Source organism: Mycobacterium sp. 236(2023), from assembly GCF_029623955.1.
Classification (GTDB): Bacteria; Actinomycetota; Actinomycetes; order Mycobacteriales; family Mycobacteriaceae; genus Mycobacterium.
On sequence record NZ_JARSBP010000002.1, the window covers coordinates 288,852 to 302,146 of the forward strand.

Below are 13,295 nucleotides of genomic sequence, written 5' to 3' on the forward strand. Positions count from 1 at the left end.
CGCGCGCGCTCGCGGTGCGAGGCTTCCGTGCTCAGGCCAGCAGATCGTCGAGGGTTGCCAGCGCGGTCTGCAGGGCCGCCTCGGGCATCGGGTTCTGGTGCGAAGCGCCCATCAGCACGCCGACGATGGCTCCGGCGAGGACCCGGCGCTTCGACTCCTCGGCGGGGGCGTCGGGCCGCGATGTGAGGGCCTCGGTGATGAGGTTGATCAGCCGGATGTATTCGGAGTAGAGCATCCCGCGTGCTTCGGGGATCTCGTACATCATCCGCTGCCCGGCGATCGCGTCCTCGCGTTGATCCAACGACAACTTCGAAAATACCGTCGTGAGGGCATGCCGGTACGCGTCGATAATCTTCAGTTCCGTCGAAGCGTCGACGAAAGCGGCGACGATGTCCGAGATCTGGTCATCGGAGAGAAGCAAGGCTTCCTTAACTCCGAAGTACCGATAGAAGGTGCGCGGCGAAACGTCAGCGGCGTGGGCGATTTGGTCGATCGTCGTGTTGTTGTAGCCGTACTTTTCGAAGAGCCGAAAAGCCTCCCGGCGGATGGCCAGACGCGTCTGAACCTTCTTGCGCTCGCGCAGGCTCTGCGAGTGATTTGGTTCAGTCACACTGTAAGTGTGTCTCATCGAGCGGAGTTCGCCAAAATAAGCGTGCCCGCGCAACGACACTGTGCGACTTGGGGTCAGGCGTGACCAGAATCGAGCGCCCGCTCGGCGAACTGCAGCACAGGCGTTTCCAGCGCGAGGATCGCTTCGGAATCTGCGTCGACGAGAGCGGTGGTGACAAGCATCGAGACGGCGGCGACAAGCGCTTGGCATGCGAATCGATCGGCTTTGCTGCGTGCCTTGAAGACTTTCGCAACCCCGGCAACGAATTCCTGCTGCAGCTCCATCCGCTTGCGCATCGCATCAGGCCCGGCGGCATACACCTCAAGGAGATACAGCCGTGCCCTGGGCGGGTCCAGAGCCATGAAGCCGAGATACCGGTGGAGCATGAAACCGAAGCGCTGCATGGGAGTTCCGGCAGCGGGCACCTTGAAGATGGAACCGATCGCGCGGCCCTGCATCGCTGCATAGCCGGCCATGAAGATGTCCTGCTTCGATTCGAAATGCTGATAGAAGGTGGCGCGTGAGACGCCTGCGTGCTTGATCAGATCGTCGACGGTGGTGTTGCTGTAGCCCTTGGTGCCCATGACTACACCAAGCGCCTCGAACAGTCGCTGCTTCTGGTTTGCTGCGACTTCGTCACGGCTGAGCCGGTGGCGTCCCGACGCGAGCTGCTGGGCCATGCGGTGGCTCCTCTGCAAATTTACTGCCACGCAGTATAGGGCGGCCTCACCTCGAAATTTGCGTCACACTCTGGACACATTCGGAAACTCAATCGTTCATCAGGAACGTTGGTGTTTATGTACGATAAGCGCGGTTACGTCGGGGACGCGCACTGAGGGGTTGGGCGGCCTGGGGGACGCGTCGGCCGCTGGTGACCCCGGTCGGGGGAGGACGGATCACCGCGGCCGACGGCGTGCCTCAACATTCGTGCCGAGCTGGCGCGCGAAGTCCGGCAGATCTGTGGCGATGAAGTCCGGTTGCGCAATGCCCGCGGCCCGCAGCGTCGCATTGCCGGGGCGGGTGATCAGAGCCCCCTGCATGCCGAACGCCTGAGCACCGATCGTGTCCCACACGTGGGCGGCGACCATCGTGCAATCCGCGGGCGGCACGTCCAGATCAGCGCAGACCTGGCGGTAGACGGCCGGGTCCGGTTTGAACGCGCGACAGGGGTCGACGCTGAATTGTCGCTCGAAGTACCCGGCGAGGCCCGCGTTGTCGAGCGGGCTCGGCCTGTCCGCGTTCGTCGGCGAATTCGTCAGCGTCACCAAACGGTGGCCGGCCTCGCGCAACGAAGTGAGCCCGGCCTCGACGTCGGGATGCGCAGGCATCTCCGACATGGCGCTCGCAAGATCGGTGAGCTGGGTGTCGGAGACCGTCACGCCGCGGGTGTCGGCGAGCATCTGCGCGACGGCGCGACCGAGCGTGAAGAAGTCGACGTAGGTCTGCGAGAGCGTCAGTGTCATCGAGTACAGCACCAGTTGGGCGAACCATTCGCGCATCGCCGCCGGATCGCCGTAGATGTCGTCGAACACCGGGGTCAGGGACTCGATGTCGAGCAGCGTTTCATTGACATCGAAAACGATCACCCGGCCGGTCACAGCCCCCAGTCTTCCACCCACCCGGCTACACCGAGTCGACGTCGCGCACCGCGCCCTTGTCCGCCGACAGCGCCAGCGCCGCATAGGCGCGCAATGCCGCCGACACCACCCGCTGACGGTTGCGTGGCCGGTACCCGCCCGCCGCCACCAACGCGGTGCGGCGGCGCTCGAGCTCGGCGTCGGTGACGTCCACCTGGATGCTCCGGTGCGGGATGTCGATCGTGATGAGATCGCCGTCCTCGACGAGGGCGATCGTGCCGCCTGCGGCGGCTTCGGGGGAGACGTGGCCGATCGACAGACCCGATGATCCGCCGGAGAACCGGCCGTCGGTGACCAGAGCGCATACCGCCCCGAGCCCGCGGCCCTTCAGGAACGAAGTCGGATACAGCATCTCCTGCATACCCGGGCCGCCCTTGGGGCCCTCGTAGCGCACGACGACGACGTCGCCCGGCTTCACCCGCCCGCCCAGGATGGCATCGACCGCGTCCTCCTGCGATTCGACGACCACCGCCGGGCCGGAGAACTTCAGGATCGACTCGTCGACACCCGCGGTCTTGACGATGCAGCCATCAACCGACAGGTTCCCCCGCAGTACCGCCAGCCCGCCATCCTCCGAATAGGCATGGCGCACATCGCGAATGCAGCCGCCTTCGGCATCGGTGTCGAGGGTGTCCCAGCGCTCGGACTGGCTGAACGCCTGCGCCGACCGGACACAACCCGGCGCGGCGTGGAACATCTCGACGGCCTCCGGGCTCGGGGATCCGCCGCGAATGTCCCAGCGCCGCAACCACTCCGGTAGCGAGCCGACATGCACCGAGTGCACGGTCTCGTGCAGATGCCCGCCGCGCCACAGCTCGCCGAGGATCGCGGGGATACCGCCGGCCCTGTGCACGTCCTCCATCAGGTAGTGCCCGTTGGGCGCCACCTTGCACAGGCACGGGATCACCCGGCTGCGCTTCTCGATGTCCTCCAGCGTGTAGTCGAGCTCCGCCTCGCGGGCCGCCGCCAGCAGATGCAGGATCGTGTTCGTCGACCCGCCCATCGCGATGTCCATCGCCATCGCGTTGTCGAACGCGTCGCGGTTGGCGATCGCGCGCGGCAGCACGCTTGCGTCGTCCTCGTCGTAGTAGCGGCGGCACAGGTCCATCACCGTCGCCCCGGCGTCCTCGTAGAGCGCGCGGCGCGCGGTGTGTGTCGCCAGCACCGACCCGTTGCCCGGCAGCGCCAGTCCGAGCGCCTCGGTCAGACAGTTCATCGAATTGGCCGTGAACATGCCCGAACACGACCCGCACGTCGGGCACGCCGACTCCTCGATGCGGGCCAGGTCCGGATCCGACACCTCGGTGTTGACGGCGTCAGCGATCGCGGTGATCAGATTCAGCCGCGTCCGCACCGTGCCGTCAACCAGAACGGCAGTGCCGCCCTCCATCGGCCCACCCGAGACGAACACCGTCGGGATGTCGAGGCGCAGCGCGGCCATCAGCATGCCTGGCGTGATCTTGTCGCAGTTGGAGATACACACCATCGCGTCCGCGCAGTGCGCGTTGACCATGTACTCGACGGAGTCGGCGATCAGCTCGCGGCTGGGCAGCGAGTAGAGCATGCCGCCGTGGCCCATCGCGATGCCGTCGTCGACGGCGATGGTGTTGAACTCGCGCGGCACCCCGCCGGCCTTCGCGATGGCCTCCGACACGATCCGGCCGACCGGCTGCAGATGTGTATGGCCGGGCACGAACTCGGTGAAGCTGTTGGCGACGGCGATGATCGGCTTGCCGATGTCGGCGCTGTCGACGCCCGCCGCGCGCAGCAGCGCGCGTGCCCCCGCCATGTTCCGACCGTGCGTGACCGTACGCGACCTCAAATCCGGCATGACGCCTACGCTCGTCCCTTGCGCGGTCGCCGGGAAGACGGCCCTGGTACTAGTACTGCTGCTACTACCCTCGGTGGGGTGGACAAACGCGCACAGCAGAGGCTCGCCCTGGGCGAGTTTCTGCGGGCGCGCCGCGAAGCCGTCGTCCGCGCCGAAGTCGGACTGCCCGATGTTCCCCGGTCCCGCACCAGCGGGCTGCGCCGTGAGGAAGTGTCCGTGCAGGCCGGGGTCAGCGTTACCTGGTACACATGGCTCGAGCAGGGCCGCGACATCAACCCGTCGAGGCAGGTCCTGGACGCGGTCGCCCGCGCGCTGCGGTTGTCACCCGCCGAGCACGAATACGTGCTCGCACTCGGCGGCTACGTCGTCGACCCGGCGGTCTCGGGCGGCCCGCTACCGCCACAGATCCAGCGCTTTCTCGATGCGCTGGCGGGATTTCCGGCGTTCGCGATCTCGCCGGACTGGAGCATCGCCGCCTGGAACTCCGCGTATGCGGCGCTGTACCCGAACATCTCGCGCGTAGACGTCGCCGACCGCAACCTGCTGTGGCTGGTGTTCATGGACCCGGCGATCCGCGAGCTGCTGCCCGACTGGGACACCGACAGCCGGCGTTTCCTCGCCGAGTTCCGTGCCGACGCCGGACCCCGGGTGGGCGAGCCGTCCTACACCGCACTGGTGTCACGGCTCTCGGAGTCCAGTGCGCATTTCGCGAAGGCGTGGCAGGCCACCAGCATCGAGCGGTTCACGTCCCGCGAGCGATTGTTCCGGCATCCGGTGGCCGGCGAGTTGCGCCTCGAGCACCACCAGGTGGCGCCCGTCGACGTGCCGAATATCCAGATCGTGGCCTACCTGCCGGTGCCGAATTCCCCTGCGGCCGAGCGACTTCGGAGCCTCGTCGCTTCCTAGCGGACCGCGCGACGCAGGCGCACAGCGGCGCTGACGGTCAACGCGATGACTGCACCGACGACAGCCGCACCCAGAAGCGAAACGCCCTGCGTGACATCGAAATTCCAGCCAATGAAATTGATCTGTGTGTGGATGGTGTTCTGCAGCACGAAGATGAGCAACGCGACGACCAAGACGAACGCCACGCCCAGGGCGACCTTGGTGGCGAAGCCGCCGACTGCCGGTTTGTTTACTGCATTGCTGGTGGTCATGAGGGCCTCTCCTTGAAAGTGTTGTCAATGAACGGTTGTGGCGCCGAGGGCGGGCCGCGCCACCGTGGGAGGTGGCGCGGCCCCCGTGCGGTCAGCTCAGCTTGTCCTTGATGTTCTCGCCGACCTTCTTGACGCCGGAAACGCCCTGGTCCTTCTGGCCCTCGGCCTTCAGGTCGTCATTGCCGGTCAGGTCGCCGACGGTTTCCTTGACCTTGCCCACGGCGTCTTCGGCAGCGTTCTTGGCCTTATCTGCGATTCCCACGGTCATTTCCTTTCTCGTCCACGACCTGTTTGGTCGTCGATTGTGTAGACGGAGCCGTCGAGCGGAACCGAACGCGTCTTTGCTGTGATCTGCGCTACGTGCGTGTTCATCGGTGCACATCGCTGACGGTCACATGGATCGGAACTCCCGCCGCTGCGCCGATCACCTCGGCGACCACCGCGTGGCACCGCGCCCGCACCCGGCTGATCACAGGAGGCAGCTCCGCCGGGTACCGAGCGCTGAGCTCCAGCGAGATACCCTGCAGGAGGGTATCTTCGACCGTCATGTCGATGCCGGTAATCGCGTAGTCCGGATCGTCGGCCAACGCTCGGCTCAGCAGAGCGCCCAGCACGAGTCCGCTGACTCGCATGATGCCGGCGGCCGTACCCGGGTGCGGATCTTCGACGAGCAGCGGCCAACCGCCGCGCGGCGTCGACCGGACCGACGTGATCACCGCGTCCCGGATCTGGTGCCACCCGGGCTCCGGCTGGCCCTGCAGCTTCCGCGCCGCGCGGATGGTGACGTCGTCTTCGTTTTCGGTCATCGCCACTGCGCCAGCCTCTGTTGAAGGGTCGCCCTGGCGCGGTGGTGGTGACCGCGCGCTCCGTCCGGACTCAGGCTCAGGACGGTGCCGATCTGCGGGAAGGTCATGCCCTCGACTTCCCGCAACATCCACACCGCGCGCTGCCGCGGCGGCAGCTCGCCCAGCGCGAGCTCCATCGCCTCCAGGAAAGCGCTGTTGGATGCCGACGCGAACGGGTCGTAGTCATGGCCCGCGGCGGCGGGCTCGATCAACCGGTCGTCGATGGGGATGGCCCTCTTGACGCGGTGCGAGTCGACGATCTTTCTGGCGCAGATCGCGAACAGTCACGTCCGCACGGCTGAGTCACCGCGAAAGGTGCCGATCTGCCGCCACGCCGACACGAACGTGTCCTGGACGATGTCGTTGACGGCGTCCGCGTCGGCCGTCATGCGTCGGGTGTAGCGGTACAGCGCCGGGCCATGTCTTCGGACCAGGCTTTCGAACGCGGCCTCGTCGCCGGCCCGCGCCGCAGCGGCCAGCACACGGTCATCGGTCATGCCCGGCGTCCTCCTGAACCGTCATGCGGCCGAGTACTCCGGGCGCCGCGTACGGGTTACCCCGCGGCGAGGGCAGAAGTGGTGACGTGATCGGGACGTCGCGTGGGTATACGCGGCCCAACCGACAAAGGAGATGTCCGTGAGCCAACCCGACCACGCGGAGAACACCGGCGACAATCTGCGGCACGCCGCCGAGGTCCAGGAGCAGGCGAAAGCCGATACCGACCCGGAGCAGGTGAACGAGCAATCCGCGCCGGTCGAGGGTCTGCCCGACTTCAACACCTAGACCGGGTCCGCCCGTTCGCGGCTCAGCCGCACATAGCCGGGGCCATCGCGTCCGGATCGCAGGCGGCGATGATCGTCGTGCAGAGTCTGCTGGCCGACGACTTCGGGCTGCCCTACCCGCCGCAATAGCCTGTCATCGGCATCCGTCAGGACACCGCGCGGTAGATCAGATCGGCGATCGTCCGGCAGTACTCCTCGTCGACCGGCATGCCGGTGTACAGGGCGCGCATGTTGATGGGAGCGAAAAGGAGCTCCAGCACCGTGAGATGGTCGATGCCGTCGGACAGCTCGCCGCGGCTGCGGGCGCTGTCGAACACCACGTCGAGAGTGGCGGCTCGGGCAAGCCACGCGGATTGGCGTAGGTCCGTGCTGGCGATGTGGGTGTCCCCGATGAGGTGGCCGCCATGAAGTTTGCGACCGTCGTCGGACGTCACCATCTCGGCCATCCGCAGCGCGAGCTGGAACAGGTCCGTGCGTAGGGACCCCGTGTCGGGAGGTGGCGCGTCGCCCGGACGGTGCGCCAGTGCGTCGAGCACGAGGGTCTCCGGATCGGGCCAGCGCCGGCGGATCGCCTCGATGTCGAGCCCGTGCCGATCGGCCATCGTGGCGAGGTCGAACCTGTCGATACCCCAACGCGCCAACTCGTCGTGCACCGCCGCAACGATCCGTTCGTCGCCGTCGTCGGTAAGGGAGTTGTCAACCGTCATTCGTCCGCCTCTGCATAGTTCAGGAATCAACGATGCCACACGCGGATGGCTGCTCAGTGCAGAGATTTTTCCGGCCGCGCGATGCCGTCGGCCGCGGACCGCAGTGCTTCCACCACGGCGAGCGTCGGTTCTCCCGCCGTCGGGGCGGTGATCGCGAGCGTGCGTCTGCCCTCCCAGGCCGGGTCGTCGACGTCGATGCACCACACGCCGGCGGGCACCGCTGTGGAGGCCAGTGCGGGAAGCAGGCACACACCCAGCCCCGCCGCCACCAATCCGAGCCGGGCCGGCCAACTGCGCACGCGATGCCCGATCACCGGTTCGGAGAGTGTCGGCCACGCCGCGAACTGTGGATCCCCGGCGGAACCTGTTCCGGCGATCCAGGTTTCGTCGACGAGCTCGCGCACCGGCACGCTGGTGGCTTCACCGAGCCGGTGGCCGGCCGGGACGGCAACGCAGAGGTCGCCGGCGTAAACCCGGTACTGATGCAGACCGTCGAGGTCGTAGTCAGGTAGCCCGCTGCCGACGCCGATCACCGCGACATCGACTCGGCCGCTGCGAAGATCACGCAGCAGGGTCGGGGTGGCGGCTTCGGTCAGCGTGACTGCCATGCCCGGGTGCGCGTCGGCCAGGAGTGCCACCGCGCGCGGAACCAAGGCCGCCATCGCCGCCGGAAACGCGCCGACCGCGACGCGGCCCGCCAGTGCGTCGTCAACCCGTTCGAGGTCGTGTTCCAGCGCTGCGACCTCGTTGAGAATGCGTGCCGCGTGCTCGACGACTCTGACACCCGCGGGCGTCAGAGTCACTCCCCGCAATTCGCGAAGGAAAAGTTGATGGCCCGCCGCCGATTCGATCGCTGCGATCTGCCGGGACACCGCTGGCTGCGAATACCCAAGCGCGCGTGCGGCTGCCGAGAACGAACCACGCAGCGCGACTTCGCGACACACGGTCAGACCCTCGAGCGTGAAATCGGCCACGACTCACTGTAGCCATACGCAAATCGTATGGACAGGAGTCGATACCTGCATGTTGCGTATGGACTGCGCAGCACTTCACGGCTGTTGACTTGAAGCATGACGAAGACATGGTTCATCACCGGCGCCTCCCGCGGCATGGGACGCGAACTTGTCGAGCAGGCGCTCGAGCGCGGCGACACCGTCGCGGCCACGCTGCGCAGGCCCGAACAGCTCGACGATCTGGCCGAGCGTTTCGCGGATCGGTTGTGGCGCAGAGCCCTGGATGTGACCGACACCGTGGCGGTACGCACCGTCGTCGCCGAGGCCTTCCAGGATCTCGGCACGATCGATGTCGTCGTGTCGAACGCGGGATACGGCGTGTTCGCGGCCGCCGAAGATCTGACCGACGAACAGATCGACGACATGATCGCGGCCAATCTGACCGGGTCGATCCAGCTCGCGCGCGCGGCGTTGCCGCACCTGCGCGCACAGGGCGAAGGACTGCTCATGCAGATGTCGAGCATGGGCGGACACATGACGTTCCCCGGGTTTTCGCTGTACCACGTCACGAAGTGGGGCATCGAGGGCTTCTTCGATGCGATCGCGGACGAGGTCGCGCCTTTCGGGGTGCGGACCACGCTGATCGAACCGGGCGTGGTGCGCACCGGGTTCTTCGACGCAGCCACCCATGTCCCGCCGAGTGCGCCCTACCGCGGAGGCCCCGCCGACAGAACGTCGCCCGCGGAAGCGGACATGCCCGTCAGTCCGCAGTTGGCGGTGGCCGCGATCCTGCGCGCGGCCGACACCGAAGATCCTCCACGGCGTCTGCTGTTGGGCTCGGACGCCTGGACATTGGTGACCGAGGCCCTGTCCGCTCGGTTGGCCGACGCAACAGCGCAGCGCGACAACGCCGCGAGCGCGGATTACCCGAGTCAGTAGGATCGCTGCGTGGCGGGCTGGAGTCTGGAGTCTTCGGACGGGCAACTGACGGTGACGACGGGCGTGGCGGGGCCTGCCGCGAAAATGGGCCACCGGCTGACGATCGGGTTCACGTGGCAGGCCTCGGTGGACTGGGCATCCGGTGAGCCCGTGTCCGTCGATCTGACGGTCGAAGTCGGGTCCCTTCAGGTGCTGCGCGGCGACGGCGGCGTGACGGGGCTGACGGGGCCGGAGAAAGCGTTGGCGCGCTCCAATACGCTGAAAGTCTTTGATGCCAAGAAGTTTCCATCGATTCGCTTTCGCTCGGAGAACGTGCAGGAGATCGCCGACGGGTATCGCCTCGGCGGGACGTTGGAGATCCACGGCCGCTCCCGCGACGTTTCGGTGGACGTCCGTGTGGAAGATGACGGCGCCGCGTGGCGCATGTCGTGCGAGGCCTCGGTGCTGCATTCGGACTTCGGCCTGAAGCCGTATTCGATGATGATGGGCGCGATGAAGGTCGCCGACGAGGTCGCTGTGTCGTGGACGGCGGGGTATGCCAAGGAGTCGTCCTGATGCGGACTCTGGGCTTGGTCGGCGGCATGAGCTGGGTCAGCACCGCCGAGTACTACCGCCTGCTCAACGAGGCGGCCGCCGAGCGGCTCGGTGGTCTGCATTCCGCCGAAATCCTGCTCGCATCCGTTGATTTCGCCGAGATCGAAGAACTCAAACTCGCCGGTGACTGGGACGCCGTCGCCACCCGGCTCTCGGCCGCGGCGGCGCGCTTGGAATCGGCGGGAGCCGACGCCATCGTGCTGTGCACCAACACCATGCACTACGTGGCGGAAGCCATCGAGCGGTCGATCACCGTTCCGTTCCTGCACATCGCCAACACCACCGCCCGCGCCGTCGCAGCCGCAGGATTGACCCGCGTCGGACTTCTGGCCACCGCCTTCACCATGGAGGAGGCGTTTTATATCGAGCGGTTCGCCTCCCACGGCGTCGAGGTCGTCGTCCCCGCCGCCGAGGATCGCACACGCGTCAGCCGTATCATCTATGACGAACTGTGCCACAACATCATTCGGGACGATTCGCGTGACTTCTACCGTGACGTCATCCGCCGGATGGACACCGAGGGGGTCATCCTCGGCTGCACCGAGGTGGAACTCCTCATCGGTGCCGACGACGTCGACATCCCGGTCTTCCCGACCACGACGCTGCACGTGCAGGCGGCCGTCGACTTCGCACTGGAGTCTTAACGCACCGCGAGATAGTGGTGCGTGACGGGCGGCTCATCGGTGTAGTTTTCGACCGTCCGCTCGATGAGCAGGTCCTGTTCGGTCAGACGAGTGCGGTGCTGCTGCATGTGCTCGCCCCATGAGCGGACGATGAACGTCTCCACGAACGTCGACTCCTGCTCCACGCTGCGGAAGACCCGCCACTGCGCAGCGCCGGTGCGCTGCCGGGAACGTCCGAGAACCGTCATCGCCGCCAGGAACAGCTCCTCGTTGTCCGGGCTGACGCGGTACGAGCACACGATGAGGACCGGCCCGTCCAGCGGTTCGGGGTCGAAGATCAACGCGGGCTCGGGCCAGTGCGCCGACGGCGTCATGTCGAGGTTGCCGGTGTTCGCGTGCAGCGGCCACCACACGACGGACAGCGAGCAGACGAGCAGCAGACCCGCGCTCACGAGCAGGCTGGTGACTGTGGTGGTGGATTCTGCGAGCACACCCCACACCAGCGATCCCAGCGCCTGCCCGCCCATGAAGACCAGCTGGTACACCGACAATCCGCGGGCCCGCACCCACCCGGGAAGGCTCAACTGCATGGACGCGTTGAGCGTCGACAGCGACAGCAGCCAGCCCATGCCACCGATCACCAGGGCGACGAGCACGAGGGCGTAGACGTGGACCAGCGCCACCGCCGCCGCGGCGATGGCGAAGCCGACCGCCGACAATGTCAGCAGCATGTTCTGGCCGAACCACTTTCGCATCCGCGACAGTCCGAACGCACCGAGCACGGCACCGGCGCCCAGCGCGCCGAGCAGGAACCCGTAACCCGACGACGACAGGTGCAGCTGGTCCTTCGCGATGACGGGCAGCAGACCCCACACCGCGCTGGCCGGTACGACGAACAGCGCCGCGCGCAGCATGATCCGCCGGATGATCGGCGAGCTGCGGATGAACCGGCCGCCCGCGCTCAGCGCCGACAGCGCGCGTTCGGTCGGAGGATTCACCGCGGGCGGGCGCCGCCACACGAACAGCACGATCACGATCGCGCCGAACGACACCGCGTTGAGGGCGAACACCAGCGTCGGACCCGTCAGCGACACCAGGGCTCCGGCAATCGCGGGACCGACCACGCGGGCCAGGTTGATGCTCATGCTGCCGAGCGCGGCGGCGGACGGAATCTGTTGAACAGGAACGAGTTCAGGCTGGATGGCCTGCCAGGCCGGCATGACCAGCGCCTGCCCGCAGCCGATCATGAACAGCAGCGTCAGCAGCACTGTCGGGGTGGTGAGCCCGGCGCCCGTCAGCGATGCCAGCAGACCGACCCCGGCGGCCATGGCGGCCTGCGTGGCGATCAGCAGCCGGCGGCGGTCGATCAGATCGGCGAGGACACCGGCGGGCAGAGCCAGCAGCATCACCGGCAGCGTCGTCGCCGTCTGCACCAGCGGTACGAGGACGGCGGCGCGCGGGTCGCCGACGAGCATCCATTGCGCCCCGACGGTCTGCATCCACGTACCGAGGTTCGACACGAACTGCGCGATCCACAGCATGCGGTAGACCGGCGACCGCAGCGGCGCCCACGTGGAGATAGGGACCGACGACGTCACTCGGATGCTGACAGACGTTGGGCGACAGTGCCGTAGCGGTCCAGACGCTCGGGATCCGCGAACGCGTTGTACAGCACGAGGCGGGTCGCAGTGCTGCCGTACCTCTGTTGGAGCGCGTCGGGCAGGCCGTCCCACGTCGACTCCGTCGCGAATGTGGCGATGTGCTCATCGGTGATCTGGGCCGCCATGCCCGCGAGGTCGCCCGCCTTCTGCTTCTCGCGGATGCGTGCCGTTGTCCCCTCGAATCCGGCCTCGTCCCAGATGAATGCGTAATTCGGGGTGCTGCCGTAGAAGCTCATGCTCGTCCGCACCAGCTCCCGCTCCCGGTGCCGCTCTTCGTCGGTGTCACCGACGATCGTCATGACCGGGACGATGACCGCGATGTCGTCGATCGAGCGCCCAGACTTCGCAACACCTTTCGCGAGATTCGGTATCACGTGGCGCGAGATGTAGCCGGGCTCGCCGAGCGGATGCACGTGCACCCCGTCGGCCACCTCGCCGGCCATACGCAGCATCCACGGGTTGACCGCGGCGACATCGACCATCGGATCCGGCGCATCGATCGGGCCGGCGCTCCACTGTGGGGTGATGAAGTCGAGGTCGTAGAAGTCGCCGTGGTGGTCGAGCGTGCCGGTGCGAAAGGCCGCGAAGCACGCCTTCACCGCGAGCACGTAATCGCGCAGCCGGGGCCCGGGATGCTCGAACTCGGCACCGTAGCGCCGCACCACGTGCGTCCGCACCTGGGTGCCCAGCCCGAGCCGGAACTTTCCGCCGGTGGCCTCCTGCAGCTCCCACGCCGTCGCCGCGGTCACGAAGGGGCTCCGCGGGAACGCGACCGCGACACCGGTCGACAACTGGAGCCCGGGCGCCGCCTGCGCCGCCACCGCGGCGTTGAGGTAGGCGGTTCGGCCCGTCTCGGTGAACAGCAGGCCGGCGAAGCCCGCCGCCTGACTTCGCCGGGCAAGGTCGCCGATCGACTGCAGTGGTTGCGGGGTCGTCATGACGTCGACGTGCACGAT

Annotated in this window: 18 protein-coding genes and 1 pseudogene; 6 read left to right on the forward strand and 13 right to left on the reverse strand. The window is 67.1% G+C overall.

Annotated features, from left to right (window positions below):
• Positions 1–31: 31 nt before the first annotated feature.
• The 4 genes from P9A17_RS03890 to ilvD form a co-directional block, all read right to left on the reverse strand.
• Positions 32–628: a TetR family transcriptional regulator gene (locus P9A17_RS03890; RefSeq protein ID WP_278038595.1), complete on the reverse strand. Its 597-nt coding sequence runs from the start codon at positions 626–628 to the stop codon at positions 32–34.
• Between the two features lie 56 nt (positions 629–684).
• Complete coding sequence (locus tag P9A17_RS03895; protein WP_278037289.1) at positions 685–1,290, reverse strand: TetR/AcrR family transcriptional regulator; 606 nt, start codon at positions 1,288–1,290, stop codon at positions 685–687.
• 216 nt (positions 1,291–1,506) lie between these two features.
• Positions 1,507–2,208, reverse strand: coding sequence for a haloacid dehalogenase type II (locus P9A17_RS03900; RefSeq protein ID WP_278037290.1), 702 nt, complete (start codon positions 2,206–2,208; stop codon positions 1,507–1,509).
• A gap of 25 nt (positions 2,209–2,233) precedes the next feature.
• The gene (gene ilvD, locus P9A17_RS03905) at positions 2,234–4,078 is read right to left on the reverse strand and encodes a dihydroxy-acid dehydratase (RefSeq protein WP_278037291.1); all 1,845 of its coding nucleotides are present in this window, start codon (positions 4,076–4,078) and stop codon (positions 2,234–2,236) included.
• 78 nt (positions 4,079–4,156) lie between these two features.
• On the opposite strand from ilvD, the gene P9A17_RS03910 reads away from it, so the two are divergent.
• Entirely contained in the window at positions 4,157–4,984 is an 828-nt protein-coding gene (locus P9A17_RS03910; protein ID WP_278037292.1) for a helix-turn-helix transcriptional regulator, read from the forward strand.
• On the opposite strand, the gene P9A17_RS03915 is transcribed toward P9A17_RS03910, so the two are convergent.
• The 5 genes from P9A17_RS03915 to P9A17_RS03935 form a co-directional block, all read right to left on the reverse strand.
• The gene (locus tag P9A17_RS03915) at positions 4,981–5,235 is read right to left on the reverse strand and encodes a lipopolysaccharide assembly protein LapA domain-containing protein (protein ID WP_278037293.1); all 255 of its coding nucleotides are present in this window, start codon (positions 5,233–5,235) and stop codon (positions 4,981–4,983) included. The two genes, P9A17_RS03910 and P9A17_RS03915, sit on opposite strands and share 4 nt — an antisense overlap.
• A gap of 91 nt (positions 5,236–5,326) precedes the next feature.
• Complete coding sequence (locus P9A17_RS03920) at positions 5,327–5,497, reverse strand: CsbD family protein (protein WP_278037294.1); 171 nt, start codon at positions 5,495–5,497, stop codon at positions 5,327–5,329.
• Between the two features lie 106 nt (positions 5,498–5,603).
• A complete protein-coding gene (locus tag P9A17_RS03925) occupies positions 5,604–6,041 on the reverse strand; it encodes a hypothetical protein (RefSeq protein ID WP_278037295.1) in 438 nt (145 codons plus the stop codon).
• Positions 6,038–6,364: a sigma-70 family RNA polymerase sigma factor gene (locus tag P9A17_RS03930; protein ID WP_347403833.1), complete on the reverse strand. Its 327-nt coding sequence runs from the start codon at positions 6,362–6,364 to the stop codon at positions 6,038–6,040. Before P9A17_RS03930 ends, P9A17_RS03925 begins: the two co-directional genes overlap by 4 nt.
• The gene (locus P9A17_RS03935; RefSeq protein ID WP_278037296.1) at positions 6,365–6,577 is read right to left on the reverse strand and encodes a sigma factor; all 213 of its coding nucleotides are present in this window, start codon (positions 6,575–6,577) and stop codon (positions 6,365–6,367) included.
• A 139-nt stretch (positions 6,578–6,716) separates the two neighbouring features.
• On the opposite strand from P9A17_RS03935, the gene P9A17_RS03940 reads away from it, so the two are divergent.
• A complete protein-coding gene (locus tag P9A17_RS03940; RefSeq protein ID WP_278038700.1) occupies positions 6,717–6,863 on the forward strand; it encodes a hypothetical protein in 147 nt (48 codons plus the stop codon).
• Positions 6,864–6,886: 23 nt separating this feature from the next.
• Positions 6,887–6,991, forward strand: a pseudogene (locus P9A17_RS03945) (NAD(P)/FAD-dependent oxidoreductase); the annotation flags it as partial.
• 17 nt (positions 6,992–7,008) lie between these two features.
• Here the strand turns inward: P9A17_RS03945 and P9A17_RS03950 are convergent.
• Both P9A17_RS03950 and P9A17_RS03955 read right to left on the reverse strand, forming a co-directional pair.
• A complete protein-coding gene (locus tag P9A17_RS03950; protein ID WP_278037297.1) occupies positions 7,009–7,569 on the reverse strand; it encodes a TetR/AcrR family transcriptional regulator C-terminal ligand-binding domain-containing protein in 561 nt (186 codons plus the stop codon).
• A 53-nt stretch (positions 7,570–7,622) separates the two neighbouring features.
• Complete coding sequence (locus P9A17_RS03955; RefSeq protein WP_278037298.1) at positions 7,623–8,543, reverse strand: LysR substrate-binding domain-containing protein; 921 nt, start codon at positions 8,541–8,543, stop codon at positions 7,623–7,625.
• 96 nt (positions 8,544–8,639) lie between these two features.
• Between P9A17_RS03955 and P9A17_RS03960 the strand changes: the two genes are divergently transcribed.
• From P9A17_RS03960 to P9A17_RS03970, 3 genes are read left to right on the forward strand one after another with little or no spacing between them, the layout of a single operon-like run.
• The gene (locus tag P9A17_RS03960) at positions 8,640–9,461 is read left to right on the forward strand and encodes an SDR family oxidoreductase (RefSeq protein ID WP_278037299.1); all 822 of its coding nucleotides are present in this window, start codon (positions 8,640–8,642) and stop codon (positions 9,459–9,461) included.
• A gap of 9 nt (positions 9,462–9,470) precedes the next feature.
• Positions 9,471–10,016, forward strand: a complete 546-nt coding sequence (locus P9A17_RS03965; RefSeq protein ID WP_278037300.1) for a YceI family protein — start codon at positions 9,471–9,473, stop codon at positions 10,014–10,016.
• The gene (locus P9A17_RS03970; protein ID WP_278037301.1) at positions 10,016–10,699 is read left to right on the forward strand and encodes an aspartate/glutamate racemase family protein; all 684 of its coding nucleotides are present in this window, start codon (positions 10,016–10,018) and stop codon (positions 10,697–10,699) included. The genes P9A17_RS03965 and P9A17_RS03970 overlap by 1 nt, the downstream gene beginning before the upstream one ends.
• On the opposite strand, the gene P9A17_RS03975 is transcribed toward P9A17_RS03970, so the two are convergent.
• Positions 10,696–12,276 carry an MFS transporter gene (locus tag P9A17_RS03975; RefSeq protein ID WP_278037302.1) on the reverse strand — a complete coding sequence of 527 codons (1,581 nt, stop codon included), beginning with the start codon at positions 12,274–12,276 and terminating at the stop codon, positions 10,696–10,698. The genes P9A17_RS03970 and P9A17_RS03975 overlap by 4 nt on opposite strands.
• Positions 12,273–13,292, reverse strand: coding sequence for a TIGR03617 family F420-dependent LLM class oxidoreductase (locus P9A17_RS03980; RefSeq protein ID WP_278037303.1), 1,020 nt, complete (start codon positions 13,290–13,292; stop codon positions 12,273–12,275). The genes P9A17_RS03975 and P9A17_RS03980 overlap by 4 nt, the downstream gene beginning before the upstream one ends.
• Positions 13,293–13,295 lie beyond the last annotated feature (3 nt).

Bases quoted from the DNA above. Each gene is read 5' to 3' on its own strand.
- P9A17_RS03890 (WP_278038595.1), bottom strand. From the start codon at position 628: ATGAGACACACTTACAGTGTGACTGAACCAAATCACTCGCAGAGCCTG.
- P9A17_RS03925 (WP_278037295.1), bottom strand. From the start codon at position 6,041: ATGACCGAAAACGAAGACGACGTCACCATCCGCGCGGCGCGGAAGCTG.
- P9A17_RS03895 (WP_278037289.1), bottom strand. From the start codon at position 1,290: ATGGCCCAGCAGCTCGCGTCGGGACGCCACCGGCTCAGCCGTGACGAA.
- P9A17_RS03960 (WP_278037299.1), top strand. From the start codon at position 8,640: ATGACGAAGACATGGTTCATCACCGGCGCCTCCCGCGGCATGGGACGC.
- P9A17_RS03935 (WP_278037296.1), bottom strand. From the start codon at position 6,577: ATGACCGATGACCGTGTGCTGGCCGCTGCGGCGCGGGCCGGCGACGAG.
- P9A17_RS03950 (WP_278037297.1), bottom strand. From the start codon at position 7,569: ATGACGGTTGACAACTCCCTTACCGACGACGGCGACGAACGGATCGTT.
- P9A17_RS03970 (WP_278037301.1), top strand. From the start codon at position 10,016: ATGCGGACTCTGGGCTTGGTCGGCGGCATGAGCTGGGTCAGCACCGCC.
- P9A17_RS03915 (WP_278037293.1), bottom strand. From the start codon at position 5,235: ATGACCACCAGCAATGCAGTAAACAAACCGGCAGTCGGCGGCTTCGCC.
- ilvD (WP_278037291.1), bottom strand. From the start codon at position 4,078: ATGCCGGATTTGAGGTCGCGTACGGTCACGCACGGTCGGAACATGGCG.